This is a genomic window from Bradyrhizobium sp. UFLA05-112, assembly GCF_053572325.1.
The window spans coordinates 23241-42730 of sequence record NZ_JBANBK010000076.1; the positions used below are offsets into that span (position 1 = coordinate 23241).

Annotated in this window: 13 protein-coding genes and 1 pseudogene; 8 read left to right on the top strand and 6 right to left on the bottom strand. The window is 64.8% G+C overall.

From position 1 onward, the window contains the following. Window positions 1-176: 176 nt before the first annotated feature. Both SO180_RS32610 and SO180_RS32615 read right to left on the bottom strand, forming a co-directional pair. Window positions 177-944: a DsbA family protein gene (locus tag SO180_RS32610; protein ID WP_449382927.1), complete on the bottom strand. Its 768-nt coding sequence runs from the start codon at window positions 942-944 to the stop codon at window positions 177-179. Window positions 945-1143: 199 nt separating this feature from the next. After that, window positions 1144-2547 (bottom strand): M48 family metalloprotease, encoded by a 1404-nt coding sequence (locus SO180_RS32615; RefSeq protein ID WP_449382928.1) that lies wholly within the window; start codon window positions 2545-2547, stop codon window positions 1144-1146. Between the two features lie 163 nt (window positions 2548-2710). On the opposite strand from SO180_RS32615, the gene SO180_RS32620 reads away from it, so the two are divergent. The 4 genes and pseudogenes from SO180_RS32620 to SO180_RS32635 all read left to right on the top strand — a co-directional run bounded on the left by SO180_RS32620 (window position 2711) and on the right by SO180_RS32635 (window position 8109). Then, a complete protein-coding gene (locus SO180_RS32620) occupies window positions 2711-3898 on the top strand; it encodes a pyridoxal phosphate-dependent aminotransferase (RefSeq protein ID WP_449382929.1) in 1188 nt (395 codons plus the stop codon). An 83-nt stretch (window positions 3899-3981) separates the two neighbouring features. Continuing rightward, on the top strand, window positions 3982-4542 hold the full coding sequence (locus SO180_RS32625) for a biotin transporter BioY (RefSeq protein ID WP_449382939.1): 561 nt from the start codon (window positions 3982-3984) through the stop codon (window positions 4540-4542). An 84-nt stretch (window positions 4543-4626) separates the two neighbouring features. Continuing rightward, window positions 4627-5964, top strand: coding sequence for a dicarboxylate/amino acid:cation symporter (locus SO180_RS32630; protein ID WP_449382930.1), 1338 nt, complete (start codon window positions 4627-4629; stop codon window positions 5962-5964). A 199-nt stretch (window positions 5965-6163) separates the two neighbouring features. Further along, a pseudogene (locus SO180_RS32635) lies at window positions 6164-8109 on the top strand (tetratricopeptide repeat protein). Here the strand turns inward: SO180_RS32635 and SO180_RS32640 are convergent. The 3 genes from SO180_RS32640 to SO180_RS32650 are packed head-to-tail and all read right to left on the bottom strand — an operon-like array spanning window position 8106 to window position 12135. Then, a complete protein-coding gene (locus SO180_RS32640) occupies window positions 8106-9338 on the bottom strand; it encodes an NAD(P)/FAD-dependent oxidoreductase (RefSeq protein ID WP_449382931.1) in 1233 nt (410 codons plus the stop codon). The pseudogene SO180_RS32635 and the gene SO180_RS32640 sit on opposite strands and share 4 nt — an antisense overlap. 14 nt (window positions 9339-9352) lie before the next feature. Then, window positions 9353-10585 (bottom strand): MFS transporter, encoded by a 1233-nt coding sequence (locus tag SO180_RS32645; RefSeq protein WP_449382932.1) that lies wholly within the window; start codon window positions 10583-10585, stop codon window positions 9353-9355. A 53-nt stretch (window positions 10586-10638) separates the two neighbouring features. After that, window positions 10639-12135, bottom strand: coding sequence for an amidase (locus tag SO180_RS32650; protein ID WP_449382933.1), 1497 nt, complete (start codon window positions 12133-12135; stop codon window positions 10639-10641). Window positions 12136-12343: 208 nt separating this feature from the next. Here SO180_RS32650 and SO180_RS32655 point away from each other — a divergent pair, with 208 nt between their 5' ends. After that, window positions 12344-13030, top strand: a complete 687-nt coding sequence (locus SO180_RS32655; RefSeq protein ID WP_449382934.1) for a helix-turn-helix domain-containing protein — start codon at window positions 12344-12346, stop codon at window positions 13028-13030. Between the two features lie 205 nt (window positions 13031-13235). On the opposite strand, the gene SO180_RS32660 is transcribed toward SO180_RS32655, so the two are convergent. Then, window positions 13236-15494 (bottom strand): Rne/Rng family ribonuclease, encoded by a 2259-nt coding sequence (locus SO180_RS32660; protein ID WP_449382935.1) that lies wholly within the window; start codon window positions 15492-15494, stop codon window positions 13236-13238. Here SO180_RS32660 and SO180_RS32665 point away from each other — a divergent pair. From SO180_RS32665 to SO180_RS32675, 3 genes are all read left to right on the top strand, one after another. Then, window positions 15459-16370, top strand: a complete 912-nt coding sequence (locus SO180_RS32665) for a hypothetical protein (RefSeq protein WP_449382936.1) — start codon at window positions 15459-15461, stop codon at window positions 16368-16370. The genes SO180_RS32660 and SO180_RS32665 overlap by 36 nt on opposite strands. Before the next feature lie 672 nt (window positions 16371-17042). After that, on the top strand, window positions 17043-18347 hold the full coding sequence (locus SO180_RS32670) for an N-acetylmuramoyl-L-alanine amidase (RefSeq protein ID WP_449382937.1): 1305 nt from the start codon (window positions 17043-17045) through the stop codon (window positions 18345-18347). 235 nt (window positions 18348-18582) lie between these two features. Continuing rightward, a partial coding sequence (locus tag SO180_RS32675) for a transglycosylase domain-containing protein (RefSeq protein WP_449382938.1) occupies window positions 18583-19490 on the top strand: 908 nt, incomplete at its 3' end.

Here is a 19490-nt window from a genome sequence, read left to right on the forward strand (position 1 = left end):
TTGTGCGTCATTGCCCGCGCCGACAACGAAAGGAGAAATGAGATGTTCCGAAACTTCAGTGGTTCCGCGGCTTTTGTTTGTTGAATGCGAGATGAATGGTCGCGCCAAGATCCTGACAACAAAAAAGGCCGGCAAAAGCCGGCCCTTTGTGGTGTTCGGATAATCGAAACCGGGAACTAGCAGGTCGCCTTGCCGCAGCGAGCGACGCCGATCTTTTCCTTCAGGCCATCGAGGCCGATGGCGCCGACCACGATCTGCTTGCCGATCACGTAGCTCGGCGTGCCGTTCATGCCCATCGCTTCGGCGAGTTTGAAGTTCTCCTCGATCGTAGCGCGCACTTCCGGATTGGCCATGTCCTTCTCGATCTTCGCGACGTCGAGACCGGCTTCCTTGGCGGCGGCAAGCGCGTGCGCCTTGTCGGCCTGGCCGCGGCCGCCGAGCAGCTTCTGGTGGAAGTCGAGATACTTCTTGCCGGTGGGATCCTGCATGCGGACGGCAACCGCAACCTGCGCCGCCTCGACCGAGCCCTGGCTCAGCACCGGAAACTCCTTGAGCACGACCTTCAGCTTGGGATCGGCCTTCATGAGGTCGAGCATGTCGGTCATCGCGCGCTTGCAGTAGCCGCAATTGTAGTCGAAGAACTCGACGAAAGTGACGTCGCCGTCCTTGTTGCCGAGCACGACCTGGCGCGGCGAGTTGAAGATCGCATCCGCATTCTGCGCGATGCTGGCTTCGTGCTTCTGCGCTTCGGCGGCTGCCTGGCGCTTGCTCAGCTCGGCCATCGCATCCTCGAGCACCTCGGGATGGCTGACGAGATAGTTCTTGATGATCGCCTCGATGTCGGAGCGCTGGGCGTCGGTGAAGCTGTCGGCCGCGGCGGGCGCGGCTCCGCCGAGCACGGCGAGGGCAAACAGCGCGGGGACGATCAGGCGCAGCGAAGGCATTGGCATATCCTCTGGTCGAAAGCAGGTTTCGGAAGACATCCCGGCCGATCTAACCTGGCCGCGCCGTGACGTCGTGGTGTCGGTGTCGTTCTAATCGTTTAAAGCGCGATGAGATTGGGATGAATCGTCATCGCGCTTCAGGTTATTGTTTGAGCATGATCTTTTCGGAAAAACGCTCCACACTTTTCCGGATCATGCTCTAATTGTTGCGTGGCGGTTTTGACGCCACGATGTCATCGGCCTTGACCCAACCGGGCGTGCCGATGGCGAAACGGGTTTTTGCGCGCGTCGCAAGCTCGCGTGCGGTCTTGTTGTCGCCGCGCAGGTAAGCTGCCTGCGCCGATGCCAGATCGGCCTCCGCATAGTCCCCCTTGCGACCATAGGCCATGGCGAGCTGCGTGTAGCCGATCGGCGCCTCCGGCTCCCGCGCCACCGCGGCACGGAGAATCCGGATCGCTTCGTCCGTGTAGGAGTTATTATCAGTTCCGACCAGAGCCTGCCCAAGTAACATCTCGATGAGCGGGGCGTTGCCGGAGAGCTGCACCGCCTTGTGCAGGGCAGGGATCGCTTCCGCCGGCTTGCCACTCTCGAGCAGTGCCTGGCCGCGCACCTCGTAGAAATACGGGTTGGTCGGCTGCGCCTGGATCAGCGCGTCGATCTGGGCCAGCGCGCTGCGCAGGTCGCCGTGCAGATAGGTGCTGATGGCGCGGGCATAGCGTGCGGGCAGGCTGTCGTTGGACAGCGGATAGCGGCGATAGACGGTCTCGGGCCGCTCCATGAAGGCGGAGACCTTGGCGCGCACCATGTCATGGCGCGCCTGGAGCGCCGGGTCGTCCTTCTTGTCCCAATAGGGGCTGGCGCGGGCGAACTGGGCGAGCGCCTCGACGCGCTCGGCCGGCATCGGATGCGACTGCAAATAGGGATCGGCGCCGCGCGCGGCGAACAGGCTCTCGCTGGTGAAGCGCTTGAAGGTCTCGTACATGCCCTTTGGCGACTGCTGGGTCGCGGTCAGGAACTTCACGCCGGCGCGGTCGGCGTTCTCCTCCTGCTGGCGCTGATAGGACAACAGCGAGCGGCGGATCATCTCCTGCGGTCCGGCGACTGCGGCCGCACCGGCGTTGGCGAGACCATTGTTCGCGTTGCCGCTGCGGGCGCCCGCGACCATGGCGCCAGCGCCGAGCAGCATGGCGATGATCATCTGAGTCTGGGCGTTGGCGAGCTGCTCGCGCAGCTTGGCGAGATGTCCGCCGGCCAGATGCCCGGTCTCGTGCGCGAGCACGCCGATCAGCTGGTTCGGCGTTTCCGACTGCATGATCGCGCCATAATTGACGAAGATGCGGCGGCCATCAGCGACGAACGCGTTGAACGATGCGTCGTTGAGGATCACCATCTGGATGTTCTGCTTCTCCAGACCCGCGGCGCGCAGGATGGGTCTGGTATATTCGCGCAGCAATTGCTCGGTCTCGGTGTCGCGCAGCACCGGCGGGCCTCTGGGACTCTCCTGCGCCTTGATCGCCGGGAGCGGCGCCAGCGCCATGGCCGCGGCGGTCACGATGGCGGTGAGAGCGGAGGCTTTCTTGCGCAAAGCGAGCTGGGGCAACATCGATCGGTCTTGAAATGCAGTCTTGTGATTGGTCTTGGTGATTGGCGTCGGACCGGATACGGGATATGCCCTAATGAGCCGCACAATGCGGCCAGTCTGGGGCGCCGGCGCCCCGTTCCCGGCCCCCGGGGGTTCCGGACCGGAAGCGAAATAGCAGATATTGATGGCCGATGCGATATTGAGGAACCGGCTGGAGCCCTGGCTGAGACCATCCCGCCGCAGTGACGTTCCCCCCTTCATGGTGATGGACGTGATGGCCGCGGCCGCGCGTATAGAGGCGGCGGGCGGCCACGTCATCCACATGGAGGTCGGCCAGCCTGCCGCGCCGGCCCCGAAGACCGCGATCGCGGCCGCCCACAGGGCGCTGGATACTGCGCGAATCGATTATACCTCCGCGCTCGGCATCCCCTCGTTGCGCGAGCGCATCGCGCGCCATTATCGCGACGCCTATGGCTGTGCGGTGAGCCCCGAGCGGATCGTCGTCACCACTGGGTCCTCCGGCGGCTTCATCCTGGCCTTCCTTGCCCTGTTCGAGCCAGGTGACCGCGTCGCGGTGACGGTGCCCGGCTATCCGCCATACCGTCATATCCTGACCGCGCTCGGCTGCGAGCCGGTGCCGATCGAGACCACCAGCCAGACCCGTCACGCCCTGACAGGCGAGGCGCTGCTGGCCGCCCATCGCAAGGCGCCGCTCAAGGGCGTGCTGGTCGCAAGTCCTGCCAATCCCACCGGGACCATGATGTCCAGGGAGGCGCTGTCCAGCCTGATCACGGCCGCCGAGGGCGCCGGCATCCGCTTCATCTCGGACGAGATCTATCACGGCCTCGACTACGCATTCCCCGCCGTTACCGCGGCAGCGCTGTCGGACCATGCACTCATCATCAATTCGTTCTCGAAATATTTTTGTATGACCGGCTGGCGGGTCGGCTGGATGGTCGTGCCGGACGTCCTGGTGCGGCCGGTCGAGCGGCTCCAGCAGAACCTGTCGATCTCGGTGCCGTCGCTGTCGCAGATCGCGGCCGAAGCAGCCTTCGACGGCGCTGCCGAGATGGAGGAGATCAAGCACGGTTATCAGGAAAACCGCCGCATCCTGATCGAGGGTCTGCCCAAGGCCGGCCTGACCAAGTTCCTGCCCGCCGATGGCGCATTCTACCTCTACGCCGACGTGTCGGATTTCACCTCCGACAGCTTTGAGTTCGCCCAGCAGATGCTGGAGCAGGCCCATGTCGCGGCCACGCCCGGTATCGATTTCGATCCCGTGCACGGCCGCTCCTTCATCCGCTTTTCCTACGCGAGATCGGCGGAGGAGATGCGCCAAGCAGTTGACCGGATCGCTCACTGGCTTAAATAGCCCGCCAGTTTTTTACGAGCCTTCCGGAGTTCAACGTGTCTGACAGATCGCCTGCCGCCGCACCGCATTTTCCCCTCGCCGCCATCGTCTGGCCGGTCCAAAGCGGCGAGGCCGCGGGCGCGCTGCGCGCGATCGTGCTGGTTGCGCTTGGAACGGCTTTGATGGCGCTGTCAGCCAAGGTCAACCTGCCGCTGCCATATGTGCCCATGACGCTGCAGACGCTGGTCGTGCTGATGATTGGCGTCGGCTATGGCTGGCGCCTCGGTAGCGCAACCATGATCGCGTACCTCGCGGAAGGCGCGATGGGCGTGCCGGTGTTCGCAGGCCCGGTCGGCGGCCTTGCTCCGCTCGTCGGCCCCACGGCCGGATATCTGTTCGGCTTCGTCGCTGTGGCCTTCGTCACGGGCTTTCTCGCCGAGCGGGGCTGGGATCGAAGCATGGCCTGGCTGTTCGCGGCCATGGCGATCGGCCACATCGTCATTTTGGCGATGGGCTTCGCCTGGCTTGCTTTCGGCCTCGGGCTTGGCACCGCCAAGGCCTGGCAGGTCGGCATCGTGCCGTTCATCGCGGCGTCGCTGATCAAGAATGCACTCGGGGCGACCTTGATGCCGGCTGCACGCCGGATCGTCGATCGCCGCCAATAGGCAGCCAGCGGCCGAGCAGTTCCATTTGACTCGGCCCTTCAAATTGATCTTGGCTAGAACCAAGAGAGTTAAGGGGAGGGAGCAATGACGACGACAACGATGACTGCGGGCGCGCCGGCGGCGAAGGCCGCCGCCAAGCCGTGGTACAAGGTTCTCTATATCCAGGTGCTGATCGCCATCTTCCTGGGCGCCATCGTCGGCTGGCTGTGGCCTTCGGTCGCGACCAACGACTGGATCAAGGCGATGGGCGACGGCTTCATCAAGCTGATCAAGATGGTGATCGCCCCGATCATCTTCTGTACGGTCGTCTCAGGCATCGCCCACATCCAGGACGCCAAGAAGGTCGGCCGCATCGGCGTCAAGGCGCTGGTCTATTTCGAGATCGTCTCGACTTTCGCGCTCCTGATCGGGCTCGTCGTCGGCAATCTGGTTCGTCCGGGTGCGGGATTCGGCAGCGCGGCGGCGAACGCACAGGCGGTTGCCAACTACGCCAAGCAGGCCGAGGGACAGAAGAGCGTCGACTTCATCCTCCACATCATCCCTGACACCGTGGTCGGCGCTTTCGCGCAAGGCGAGATCCTCCAGGTGCTGCTGTTCTCGGTGCTGTTCGGCTTCGCCATCATGGGGCTCGGCGAGCGCGGCCACGTAATCCGCTCCTTCATCGACGATGCCGCCCATGCCGTGTTCGGTGTCATCTCGATCGTGATGCGCGCAGCACCAATCGGCGCATTCGGCGCGATGGCCTATACCATCGGCAAGTTCGGCACCGGTGCGATCCTCAACCTGGTCGGGCTGATCGCGACCTTCTACGTCACCGCTGCACTGTTCGTGTTCATCGTGCTCGGCACGATCGCGCGCTTTGCGGGGTTCTCGATCTTCAAGTTCCTCGCCTACATCAAGGACGAGCTGCTGATCGTGCTCGGCACCTCGTCCTCGGAAAGCGCGCTGCCGTCCTTGATGGAGAAGCTGGAACGGCTCGGCTGCTCGAAATCCGTGGTCGGCCTCGTGGTGCCCACGGGTTACTCGTTCAACCTCGACGGCACCAATATCTACATGACGCTGGCGACGCTGTTCATCGCGCAGGCGCTCGGTGTCGATCTCACCTTGGGCCAGCAGATCACCATCCTCGTGGTGGCGATGCTGACCTCGAAGGGCGCCTCCGGCATCACCGGCGCCGGCTTCATCACGCTCGCCGCGACGCTCGCCGTGGTCGATCCGCGACTCGTGCCGGGCATGGCGATCGTGCTCGGCATCGACAAGTTCATGAGCGAATGTCGCGCCCTGACCAATCTCTGCGGCAACGGCGTCGCCTGCGTGATCGTCGCCTGGTGGGAGGGCGAGCTCGATCGTGACAAGCTCAACGCCAGGCTGAGCCAGCAGATCGATCCGACCGACATGGAGACGGCGCTCACGACGGACTGATTTGCAAACTCAACGCAAGGCGCATCGCGCCGCTACGTTTTGAAATAGCAGGGCTGGTCGAGATCCTCGATCAGCCCTTGCTGTTTGGGCGCCTTATCGACGATGGGCAGGCTCCCGCCAAACGCACCGAGTGACGGAATTTGCGCGCTCGCCCGTTGAACCCTCATCGCGATTTCGGGGTGAAGGGCGGGGTGGCATCGTGGGCGAGGCGGCGGTCGATCGGATTCTGTTGCAGGCGGTGGAGCATTACGAGGCGGGGCGGCCGGATCAGGCAGGCTTGTTGTGCGGCGAAGTCCTGAAGGCGCATCCCGACCATGTGCCGGCGCTGCATCTGTCCGCCGTGGTCGCTTTCGTGACCGATCGCGCGAGCGACGGGGCGAGCCTGCTGAGCCGTGTGTTCGGCCTCGATCCCGACCACGCGCCGGCCCTCGTCACGCTGGGCGATGCGCTTGCCGTAAAGGTGTGTATAAGAGACAGCATTTGACCCGTGCGCATTTCAATCGGGCCGTGGCGCTGGCGGGGCAGGGACGGCTCGCCGAGGCCGAGGAGGCCTATCGCGAGGTCATCGCAAGGGATCCAGCGCATCGTGGCGTCTGGCTCAATCTCGGCAATGTGCTTGCTGATCAGAAGAGGCTCGACGAGGCCGTGATGGCCTATCGTCGTGCCCTCGAAGCGGGCCCTGAGGATCCGGGCCTGCTTTGCAATCTCGGCGCTGCGCTCTACCGCAAGGGCGAGCTCGAGGAGGCGATCGTGCATTGTCGCCGCTCGACTCTGCTTGATCCGGACAATCTTGAGGCGATGCGGTTGCTCGGTCTCGTCCTGCACGAGGCCGGTCATCTGCATCAGGCGTCCGCGACCTACCAGCGGATCATCGCGCGCGATCCGGCCGATCACGTGATCATCAGCAATTCCGGCGCCTGCCTGTGCGAGCTCGGACTTTTCGATGAGGCCATCGCAGCTTGCGAGCGGGCGCTGGCAGTGAAGGCTGATCATGCGCCCGCTCACACCAATCTCGGGATCATCTTCGAGAAGCAGGGTCGGGTGGAAGCAGCCGTCGCCGCGCATCGCCGCGCCGTCGCCGCCGATCCCGCCTACGCAAAAGGCCATGCGAATCTCGCGGTGGCGCTGCGCAATGCCGGCGAGATAGACGGGGCGCTTGCCGCCTCCCGCCAGGCCATCGCGCTCGATCCGGAGCAGCCGCTCGCGCAATATAATCACGCGCATTTTCTGCTGATGAACGGTGACTTCGCCAGCGGCTTTGAAGCCTATCAATGGCGGCGCAGGTGCAAGACCCTGTCCGACGGCGATCCGACCTTCAGCGAGCCGGAATGGCAGGGCGAGCCGCTTGGCGGCCGCCGGCTTCTGCTGTTCGCTGAATACGGGCTCGGCGACGCCCTGCAGTTCGTGCGCTATCTGCCGATGGTGGCCGCACAGGGCGGCTCCGTCATCCTCCAGGTCCAGCCGGCGCTCGCTTCACTGCTGCGGACGATGGCTGACGTCACTGTGATCGCGCGCGGTGAGCCGCTGCCGCGATTCGACGTGCAACTGCCGCTGATGAGCTTGCCTCGCGTGTTCGGCACGATGCTCGACACGATTCCGGCGGACGTGCCCTATCTGCATCCGGATCCCGCACGACTGTCGCGATGGCGCGCTGCGCTGCAAGGCGTGAGCGCGTTGAAGGTCGGCGTGGTCTGGGCCGGCAATCCCAGGCACAAAGGCGACGCGCAGCGCTCTCTGTCGGCACAAGAGGTTCTGCCGCGCCTGATTACGCCAGGCGTGCAGCTCTACAGTCTTCAGAAGGAGCCGCGCGAGGCCGATGTCCCGGTGCTGGCGGCGCTTGGCACTGACATCATCGATCTTGCGCCAGCGCTTGGCGATTTTTCCGATACCGCAGCGGCTGTCGCAGCGCTCGATCTCGTGATCGCCGTGGACACCTCGGTTGCACATCTTGCCGGCGCGCTCGGCCGCCCGGTCTGGATGCTGCTGCCCTACGCGCTCGACTGGCGCTGGCTGCGCGACCGCGAGGACAGCCCATGGTATCCGACCATGCGGCTGTTCCGGCAGCGCAGGCCGCGTGAATGGAACGATCCGCTGATGCGGATGTCGGCCGCGCTGGCGGTCCTCGCCGCAAAACGCGCTGGCTAGAAACGCTCCGGCCGGTATGGCGCGGGATCGATCGACGGCGTCTCGCCGCTCATCATCTCCGCGAGCAGGCGTCCGGTCGCGGGACCGAGCGTAAAGCCCTGGTGGCCGTGGCCGAAATTCATCCAGAGACCGCGATGGCGCGGTGCGGGCCCAAGCACCGGCAACATGTCGGGCGTGCAGGGCCGCGTGCCGTACCACGGCTCGGGTTCGACGCGGCCGCCGAGATCGAGCAGCTCTCGGGCGGAGGCCTCCGCACTGGCGAGCTGCACCGGCGTTGCCGGCGCATCCGGCCCGGTCAGCTCGGCGCCAGTGGTAATGCGGATGCCCCTGGCCATCGGTCCCATGGCATAGCCTCTCGCCGTATCGACCAGTGGCAGATCGAGCGAAGCGCCGCCGCTATAGTGCATATGGTAGCCGCGCTTGCGCACCAGCGGTATGCGGTATCCGAATTTTTGCAGCAGATCGGGTGACCACGGTCCGAGCGTGACGACGACATTGGCCGCATCGATCGGTCCGTTGTCGGTTTGCACCGACCAGCCGGAGGATGTCTGGTGCAAGGTCTGCGCATCGCCGAGAAGGATATGGCCCCCGAGGCGCTGAAACAGCTCGGCATAGGAGGCGACCAAAGCGCCGGGATCCGAAACGGACCACGGCTCCAGCCAATGGATGGCACCCGGAAGATCATCGCGCAGGATCGGTTCAGCCTTCGCGAGCTCGCTACCGCTCAGGACACGAAACTTCACGCCGAAGTCGCGCTGGTTTTCCTCCGCGGTCTTGATCGCGAGCTCGAACGCGGCGGGATCGCGATGCAGCAGCCGGTAGCCGGCGCGGCGGATGAGGTTGTCGGCGTGAGCCTCGCGGATGAGGATATCGTGCTCGGACGTTGCATAGGCGATCAGGCGTGCCCACGCCTCGATCGCCTCGCGATGCCGCTTCGGCGCCGAGTGCCACCAATAGCGGAGCAAAGGCTCGACGTGGCGGTGCAGGGACGCGAGGCTATAGCGGACGTCGTTGGTGCGGCCGGTCGCGATCTTCAACAGCGTCGCAAAGTCGCGCGGCATCGGATAAGGGCGCACAGCCTCGGCCTGGATCATTCCGGCATTGCCGTAACTGGTCTCGCGGCCCGGCTCCCTGCGATCGACGAGCATGACCGACCAGCCGCGCCGCTGCAGATGCAGCGCCGCGCTGACGCCTATCATGCCGCCGCCAAGGACGATTGCACTTTGCATCGGCACGTTTCCCTTTAAGCCAGGCGCGGCGCGAGCCTTGGCTGCGCCGTGTTGATGGTCGCGGCGACGATGACCGACATCGCGGTCATCGCCACCAGGAAGCCGAAGGCCGCATCGAAGGATCCGGTTCCGGTCACGATGAAGCCAATCGCCGCGGGCGCTACGAAGCCTGCGCTCTGGCCGCCGAGATTGACCATGCCGACGCCCGATCCGATCTGGTCGTCGCGAAGCAGCTTTGTCGGAAGTGCAACCACCGAGGCCAGCACGAAGGATTTGAAGAAATAGACCAGCGACTGGTAGGTGATCAGCATTGCGATCGTTTCCGCCTTGTACATGGCGTAGAGGAAGATGCCGGTCAACGCGGAGCTGCCGATCAGGAGCCATTTTTCGCGCTCGGCGAAGAACCTCGTCATCACCCAGCCGCCGATCGCGGTCGCGATCGTCGCCATCACGAACGGGATCGGCGCCACGATGCCGACGGTCTTGAGATCGAGCCCGCGCTGCTGGAGCAAATAGAGCGGCATCCAGGAATCAAGGCCCTTGTTGACGCAGCTGAGGCCGAACCACACCACCATCAACTGCCAGATCAGCGGGTTCTTCATCAGCTCGCGCATCGGCGCGCGGTCCGCGGGCTTCGCCGTCGTCGCCGTGCTCGCCTGGGCCGCGCCCAGGCGTCCCAAATGCGGGACGTAGAGGAAATAGACCAGCGCGAACACGAGGCCGGCGATGCCGATCGTGTTGAAGGCGTGGCGCCAGCCGAGCCAGAGGATCAGCGGCGCCATGATCAGCGGCGCGATCATGCTGCCCGCATAGTTCGACGACAGCAGCAGCGCCGACATTTTTGGCCGGCTGTCCTTCTTGAACAGTTCGGCGATGGCGCGGATGCTTGCCGGCGGAAAGCCGCCCTCGGCGATGCCGAAGATGAAGCGGATCGCGATCAGCGACGTCAGCGACCAGGCAAGGCTCGTGAAGGCGGTGAACAGCGACCACATCACGATCGTGACGATCACCACATATTTCGAGCCGAAGCGGTCGGAGAGCCATCCGCCCGGCACCTGCATGAGGGCATAGCCGAGAAAGAACGCGCTGATGACGATGCCGAGATCGGCCGCCTGGAGATTGAAATCCTTGCCGATCTGCGCCAGCGCCAGCGAGATCGCCGCGCGGTCGATGTAGGAGATGCAGTAGGCGATATAGAGCAGGACGAACGCGACGACCCCGGTTTTCCGCTGCGACAATTCCGTCATGCTCATCTCCGTTTCGCCGGCGATCCGGTGGCGCTGCTAACTCTGCTGTGGGGTCATTCCCAGGTGAGGAAGCCGGGCGCGGCCGAGAGCGGCGGCGCCGCGGCGAGCCGTGCCAGATCGGGGATCGGCCGGCAGAGCTGCGGGACGCTCGCAAACGCGGCCTCGATGCTCGCGGCGACCGAGAGCACGATGGCATCGCCGCCGCGTGGGCCCACGATCTGAAGGCCGAAGGGCAGGCCTGCTTCATCGACGCCAAGCGGCAGGCTGAGCGCGGGATGGCCTGGAAGCGTCACGGCATAGGCGAGCGCGAGCCAGTGGAAATAGGATTTGGTCGGCTCGCCGTCGATCTCTGCCGGATAGAGCTCCGACCAGGGCCGCGGGCTCAGCGTGATGGTCGGGCTGATCAGCACGTCGCAAGTTTCGAAGAAGCTCTGATAGGCGCGATAGATCCGCGTCTGCGTGGTCGCCGCGCGCGCGTAGTCTTCAAGCGTGTAGCTCAGGCCTTCCTGGACATTGGCGCGCACGTTCGGCCCGAGCATCTCGGGACGCTCCTTGTAGTTCTTGCCGTGCATCGCGAGGAAAAGGCCTGCGCGCAGCACGGCGAAGGCGTCGTCAGCGCCCGAGCAATCCGGCGTCGCCTCGCGGCAATCGGCGAACAGCGGCGCAAGCTTGCTTACCCGATGGCGGAACACGCGGCGGATCGCCTGCTCGGTCGGCGCGAAGCCAAAGTCTTCGGTGAAGGCGACGCGCAGCTTGCCGAGTTCGGCAGGGCGCGGGCCGGTCCAACGCTCGGCGCGTCCGCGCAAGGGTTCGCCGGGCAGGGTGTAGGCAAGCGGATCACGGGGGTCGTCGCTCGCCATCACCGACAGCATCAGAGCGGTGTCGGCGACGTTGCACGCCATCGGCCCGTCGGTCGGCAGGTTCGACCAGCCGAAGGCGCGCTTTTCGCTCGCCACGAGACCGTAGGAGGGACGCATGCCGACGATGCCGGCAAAGCCCGCCGGATTGCGCAAGGAGCCGCCGGTGTCGGAGCCCGAGGCGAGCGGGGCCATGCCGCAGGCGAGCGCCACCGCCGAGCCGCCGGAGGAGCCGGCTGCCGATCGCAGGGGATCGAAGGGATTGCCGGTCGCGCCGAACACGGGATTGCGGGTGTTGCCGCCCGCCGCCCATTCCGGCGTGTTGGTCTTGCCGAAGATGATCGCCCCGGCCGCGCGCAGCCGCGCAACGGAAGCCTGGTCTGCGGCTGGAACGTGATCGCGCAACAAAGGGCTGCCATAGGTCGTGCGTAGCCCGGCGGTGTCCTGGGTATCCTTGATGAGGACCGGCAGGCCGTGCAGGGCGCCACGATCCTCGCCGCGCAGGATGGCGGCCTCGGCTTCCTTGGCGGCGGCGCGTGCGCCGGGCTCATCCAGCGTCACGACGGCGTTCACGGCGGGATTGGTGGTGGTGATGCGCGTCAGGCAGGCGTCGAGCAGCTCGACGGGCGAGATCGCCCGTGCGGCCAGCAGGCGGTGCAGCTCGACGGCACTGGAATCGCAAAGTCCGGACAATGCCAATCCCTTTCAAATTGTGAAAACGATTTAGCATATCGGAAAGCGGAGCCGGCGCACCAATTTTCGCCAGAACCGGTCGTTTCGTGAGCAAATGCCGGCAAAGCTGCCCTTTGAGCGTCCAAATGGATCTCTTCGACGTAAACTGAGCCAAAAACTTTAGGCGGATCGGCCAACAATTTTTCTTCTGCCGTGCTAGGATTGCTGCATGAGCGAGATCACGACGCCCGACGGTGCCAATTCCCAGCTCGGCCAATGCCTCAAGGCCGCCCGCCAGGCGCGCGGCCTGACGCTCAAGCAGGTAGCGGAGCGGACCGGTATGGCGCTCTCGACCCTGTCCAAGGTCGAGAACGGCCTGATGTCGCTGACCTACGACAAGCTGGTGCAGCTCACCTCAGGCCTGAAGATGGAAATCGCCGAGCTGTTCAACCCGGCGTCCCCCGTGCGTCCCGGGCAGGACCGGCCGGTCACCGCCCGGCGCAGCCTCAGCAGGGCCGGGCAGGGGCAGGTGATCACGACGAAATTCTACACCTACACCTATCAATGCACCGACCTGATCGGCAAACGCATGGTGCCGATCCTGGCCGAGGTTCGCGCGCGCTCGCTGGAGGAGTTCGGACCGCTGCTGCGCCATGCCGGCGAGGAGTACTTTCTGGTGACAAGCGGCCGCGTGGCCGTCCACACCGAGTTCTATGCGCCGGAGATCTTGGGCGAGGGCGACGGTATTTATCTCGACAGCACGATGGGCCACGCCTACCTCAACGCCGGCGATGCACTGGCTGCCAAGGGCGTCTGTCTCTGCACCAGCGAAGCTCCTGACCTTTACGACCAGCTCCGCCAGATCGCATCCCGCGACGTGCAGTCGCTCGACGACGACGAGCTGCCGCCACTTTAACTTCTACTGGGTGATAAACACTCTCCCCTTATCCTGAGGAGCCTGCGAAGCAGGCGTCTCGAAGGATGGCCGCGGACGAGAGCCGGGCCTTCATGGTTCGAGACGCGCGAAGACGCGCTCCTCACCATGAGGGTCTGCGATGCCATCGTTTCAAACGAAAAACGCCCGGCCAAGCCGGGCGTTTTTGTTTGCCTAAGCGTTCGGCCTATTCGCCGCCGCCGAAGCGACGAGACCACCAGCCGGCGCGACGCGGCTGCGGCGCCGGTGTTTCGACTGCCACCTCTGGCGCAGGTTCGGCTGCTGGAGCGGGGGGCGTAACCTCGGCGGGCGCTTGCGCGAGCTCGGCTGCGGGCTCGGGCTGGCTGCTGAAGAAGCTCACCTTCTCACGCACGGTCGAACGACGCCGCGCGGCCTTGTCGCTGTCGGACGCAGTTTCATCCGCGGCCGCCGGCTCGACGGGAGCCTGCACCTCGGCGGGTTCCTCAGGCTGCGGTGGCGATGGTTGAACGGTTGCCTCAGTCTGCGTGATCGACGGCGGCGCGTCGGGCGTGAAACTGTCGAAATCGGCAACCGCCTCCGTCGCCTCAGGCGGCGGATTGGCACTCAGCTCGTCGCTGATAGACCCCGCGAGACCGTCCTCACCACCGCCACGCCGGCGGCGACCGCCGCGACGTCCACGCCGGCGACGTCGGTCGCTGCCACCCTGCTCACCGCGGGCCTGGTCGAGCTGCTCCTCGATCTCTTCGCCTTCCTGCTCGCCGTCGGCTTCCTCGTCGGCCTCACCTGCAGCCATGGCCGGTTCGGGAACGGTGGGCGCGGTGTCCTCGCGAAGCTCGCCCTCGCGCTGGCCGCCACGGCCGCGACGACGCCGACGGCGCCGACGGCGCTGGCCGTCCTGCTCGGGCGCCGCGTCGCCTGCGGCTTGTTCCTCAGTGAGACCCTCGGTCTCGTCGGTCTCGACCTCGGATTCTGTCTCGAGATCGAAACCGTCCTCGTCGTCGTAGACTTCCTCAACCGCTTGCGGCGGGCTTGCCGCGGCCTGTGCCGCGAGCAGCGCCTTGGCGGCTTCCAGCGTATGCACCTGCTCGCCGCGGTCGATGACATAGGCCTGCGGCCCGCTGACGGACGAGTCGGCGATGATCGACAGCGTGACCTTGAAGCTGTTCTCCAGGTCGCGCAGATGACCGCGCTTGTGGTTCAGCACATAGAGCGCCACGTCGGTACGGGTGCGGACCACCAGATTGTGGGTCGCGCCCTTCATCAAAATCTCTTCCAGCCCGCGCAGGAGCTGGAGCGCGACGGAGGAGACCGAGCGTACGTGACCGGTGCCGCCGCAATGCGGGCAGGGATCGGTCGAGCTCTCGAGCACGCTGGCGCGGATGCGCTGGCGCGACATCTCCAACAGGCCGAAATGCGAGATGCGGCCGACCTGGATGCGCGCGCGGTCCTGCCGGAGGCAATCGGACAGCTTGCGCTCGACCGCACGGTTGTTGCGCTTCTCGTCCATGTCGATGAAGTCGATGACGATCAGGCCGGCGAGGTCACGCAGGCGGAGCTGGCGCGCAACCTCTTCGGCCGCTTCCAGATTGGTCTTGAGCGCGGTGTCCTCGATGTGGTGTTCGCGCGTTGAGCGGCCCGAGTTGACGTCGATCGAAACCAGCGCCTCGGTCTGGTTGATCACGACATAACCGCCGGAGCGCAACTGCACGGTTGGCGAGAACATCGCGTCGAGCTGACTTTCGACACCCATGCGCGAGAACAGCGGCTGGCCGTCGCGATACTGCCTCACCGCGCTGACATTGGCCGGCATCAGCATCTTCATGAAGTCGCGCGCTTCGCGGTAGCCGCCTTCGCCTGCAACCTGGATCTCGTCGATCTCCTTGTTGTAGAGGTCGCGCAGCGAGCGTTTGATCAGCGAGCCTTCCTCGTAGACGAGGGTCGGCGCCTGCGACTTCAGCGTCAGGTCGCGCACCGTCTCCCACATCCGGATCAGGTATTCGAAGTCGCGCTTGATCTCCGGCTTGGTGCGGGAGGCGCCAGCCGTGCGCAGGATGATGCCCATGCCCTCGGGCACGTCGAGGTCCTGCACGACCTCCTTGAGACGAGAACGATCCTGCGCGCTCGTGATCTTGCGGCTGATGCCACCGCCACGCGCGGTGTTCGGCATCAACACGGCATAGCGGCCGGCGAGCGACAGATAGGTCGTGAGCGCGGCGCCCTTGTTGCCGCGCTCTTCCTTGACGACCTGCACCAGCATCACCTGGCGGCGCTTGATGACTTCCTGGATCTTGTACTGGCGGCGCGGGCGGAAGGTGCGCTCCGGCACTTCCTCCAGCACGTCGTCGCCGCCGACGGACTCGACGACTTCCTCTTCGGCCTCTTCACCGTCCTCGCCATCCTCGGCGTCGTCTTCGGTGGCAGCCCCGGAATGCGGCAGTTCTGCGCTTTCATCGGCGGCGTACACGGCGTCGACGGGTTCGATCGCGGCGGTGATGGCATCGGCCAGCGCCTCGGCATGGAGCTCGGGCGCCGGTGCTTCGGACGCGGCGGCCTCCTGCGGCTCGGCTACCTCGGGCGCGACAACGGGTTCGGCTCCGACTGCCGCAGCGGGCGCGGGCGCCTCGTCTTCGTGGTCGTGATGGTCGTGCCCATGATCGTGCTCGCCATCACCATGATGATGGTGATCATGTTCATGTTCATGTTCATGTTCATGTTCGTGATCCTCGTGCCCATGTTCATCATGATCGTGATCATGGTCATCGTGAGTTTCGAACGCGTCGTGATGCTCCGCTTCGGCTTGCAGATGCTCGCCCTCGTGCGCTGCGCCCTCGGCGTTCTCCGGCAGCACCTCGAGCGGCTGGGCGGCGGGATCAGCGCCGGCCTCGAGGCCCTCGACGATGTCGCTCTGGACGCGCTCGCCATGGCCGCGACGACGGGCATTGCGGTGGCGCGAGCGGCGGCGGTTGTGGGAACGGTTCTCGTTCTCCTCCTCGGCCTCGCGATGAGCCTGCTCCTCGGCCTCGATCAGCGCCTGCCGATCGGCAACCGGGATCTGGTAGTAGTCGGGATGGATTTCGCTGAAGGCAAGGAAGCCGTGGCGGTTGCCGCCATATTCGACGAAGGCGGCCTGGAGGGACGGTTCGACCCGTGTGACCTTGGCGAGATAGATATTGCCGCGCAGTTGCTTGCGTTGCGCGGTCTCGAAATCAAACTCTTCGACGCGATTGCCGCGGACCACGACGACCCGGGTCTCTTCCGGGTGGGTGGCATCGATCAACATCTTGTTGGGCATGTCTTAACTCTTGGCGGCGGCGGGCGCGATTCACCGTGGGCGCGATGAGCGCTGCCGGGTGATGCGACGGTCCACCTGATTCGGGGGTGAGGGGAAGGCCAAAACACCCGCGCTCGCGCCGCGTCGAACCGGAAGCCGAGAGGACAACACGGCGCGCGGAAGTTTCACTCCGCAATGTCGCGAATTGTCTCTCAGTTTTGGTCGGCACAGTCTGGCGCATCAAGCGTCGGCCCGTATGAAACATTGGACGGCGAGCGCGCCGCCCCTTAATCAGTTGCTGCTGGCCAGGGTGTGGCGCGAAAGCGCTCGCCCCCTTAGGAACACCGCCGGTCCTTGGGATTAAGGAGCCGGGTTACGGGCTACGCCGCCTGTCAAAGCCGTCCCTGGAAATGGTGGTAACCTGGGACCGGCGCCACCGGAGCCTTGACCCGTCCAACCTCGCTGCCGCGCGCCGCGCTGGCCGTGAAGGAGGGGGGAAAACGCTGGAATTCTCAAACCTTGAGAGTTCCGGCGCTGCACCGGGAGGCTGAGAGCGACGCAACCGGAAATATTGGCCGTCAGCAGTCCGTACATACGAGGAATGCGCCTTTGGTGCAAGGGAGCGTCAGGCGAGCGTCGCGCGTTGGTCACACCCGGCGAGATTTGGTCATTTCGTCATTAGAGATGGATTAACCCTGCGGTTCTATTGCGTTAGAAGAGCCGCTCGGAGGCACGGAATCGGTGGCGAGCCGCGCAAATCATCTGATTTTGCTGGGATGTGCGCTGTTGTGCGCTGCAGCATTGCCGTGCTCTGATTCCAGGCCCGTCGTGGCGGCGGAAAGCCAGCCGCAAGCTACCGTTTCGGCGTCGAATTTCCCGGTTGTCTCAGCGGCGCGTCTGGCCGGGGACACCAGGCAGACCCGCCTTGTTCTCGATCTCGACCAGGCCATCACGTTCCGGGCCTTCACCCTGGCGGATCCGTACCGGGTGGTGGTCGATGTTCCCCAGATCAATTTCCAGCTTCCTGCCGGCACCGGTGCGGCCGGGCGCGGGCTCGTCAAGGCGTTCCGTTATGGCCTCGTGATGCCGGGCGGCTCGCGAATCGTGCTCGACCTCGCAGGCCCTGCCAAGATCGCCAATTCCTACGTGCTCGAGGCCGCAAATGGCCAGCCGGCCCGACTGGTGCTGGAGCTGGAGGAGGTCGATCGCGCTGCTTTCGTGCAGTCGGTAGCGCCCGAAAGCCGGGCCGCTCTGCATCCGGCGACGTCTGATGCTCCCCCGGCGCCAGCGGCGATGGCGCCGCCAGAGCCGGCCCAACAAAAACCCGCGGCGCCGACGGATTCGCGTCCCGTGGTGGTGATCGATCCCGGGCATGGCGGCATCGACAACGGCACCCAGTCGAGCGGCGAAGCCGAGAAGAACCTGGTGCTGGCCTTTGGGCTCGCACTGCGCGACCGACTGGAGAAGAGCGGCAAGTACCGGGTGGTCATGACCCGGGATGACGACACCTTCATCCCGCTCAACGACCGCGTCAAAGTCGCCCGCTCCATCAATGCTGCGCTGTTCGTCTCGATCCACGCCGACGCACTGCCGCGTGCGGAAGGCGACGCCCAGGGCGCCACCATCTACACGCTGTCGGACAAGGCCTCCGACGCCCAGGCCGAGCGGCTGGCGGAAGCCGAAAACAAGGCCGACGCCATCGGTGGCGTCAACCTGTCCGACGAGCCCGCTGAGGTCGCGGACATCCTGATCGACCTTGCCCAGCGGGAAACCCGCACCTTTTCAAACCGCTTCGCCCGCCTCTTGATGGGCGAGATGAAGACGACGGTGCGGATGCACAAGCATCCCCTGAAATCGGCTGGCTTCCGGGTGCTGAAGGCGCCCGACGTGCCCTCGGTGCTGGTCGAACTTGGCTACGTCTCGAATAAAGGGGACCTCGAGCATCTGGTCTCGGAGAGCTGGCGCTCCCGGACTGTGACCTCGATGGCCCAGGCGATAGATGCCTTTTTGGCCAAGCGGCTCGCGACCGCCGGGCCCGCCAATTGATATAAAGGGAGTTTTGGCTGACCCGCAAAGCCCTAGTTTGGCCACAGCGGGCGCTTTATAAAATCTGCGGATGGGGGGCAGGAATCGACAACCCCCTCGGCAAGCGTGATAGGGCTACAGGCCCAGCGAAGTCTCTTAAGTGGTGTAATCTGGTACGCCGGTGAATTCGCAGCTTAAGGAAGGCGCCCTTTGCCGGCGCCGTTGGTTGTTCAAGGTTTGAACGGATAAACAGATAATGCGCTTGCTGATACGGTTCATGGGCTTCCTGTTCGCCGCGGGAACCGTGGTCTTCCTGGTGGGCGTCGGGGCCATGGCAGGCCTGATCTGGCATTTCTCCAAGGATTTGCCGGACTACTCTCAGCTTCAGGATTATGAGCCGCCGGTAATGACCCGCGTGCACGCGGTCGACGGTTCGCTGCTCGGCGAATACGCCAAGGAGCGCCGGCTGTATTTGCCGATCCAGGCGGTGCCGAAACTCGTGATCAACGCGTTCCTCGCCGCCGAGGACAAGAATTTCTACGAGCATGGCGGCATCGACTACACGGGCATGGCACGCGCCGGATTGCTCTACTTGCAGAACTACGGCTCCAACCGTCGTCCGCAAGGCGCCTCCACGATCACCCAGCAGGTCGCCAAGAACTTCCTCCTGACCAATGAGGTGTCCTTCGCCCGCAAGATCAAGGAAGCCTTGCTGGCGATGCGGATCGAGAAGACCTACTCCAAGGACAAGATCCTGGAGCTCTATCTGAACGAAATCTATCTCGGCCTCGGTGCGTACGGCATTGCCGCGGCCTCGCTCGTCTATTTCGACAAGTCGGTGAACGAGCTGACAATCTCTGAAGCGGCTTATCTCGCGGCGTTGCCGAAGATGCCGGCGACGCTGCATCCGGTGCGCAACCGCGACCGCGCGATCGAACGCCGCAACTACGTGATCGACCGCCTCCAGGAGAACGGCTGGATCAAGCAGGCTGACGCCGAGAAGGCGCGCAAGGAGCCGCTGGTCGTCACCAACCGCTCCAACGGCGCCCACACCTTCGCCGGCGAATATTTCGCTGAGGAGGTTCGCCGCGACATCTTCGAGCGCTATGGCGAGAAGAAGCTCTACGAGGGCGGCCTCTCGGTGCGCACGACGCTCGATCCGAA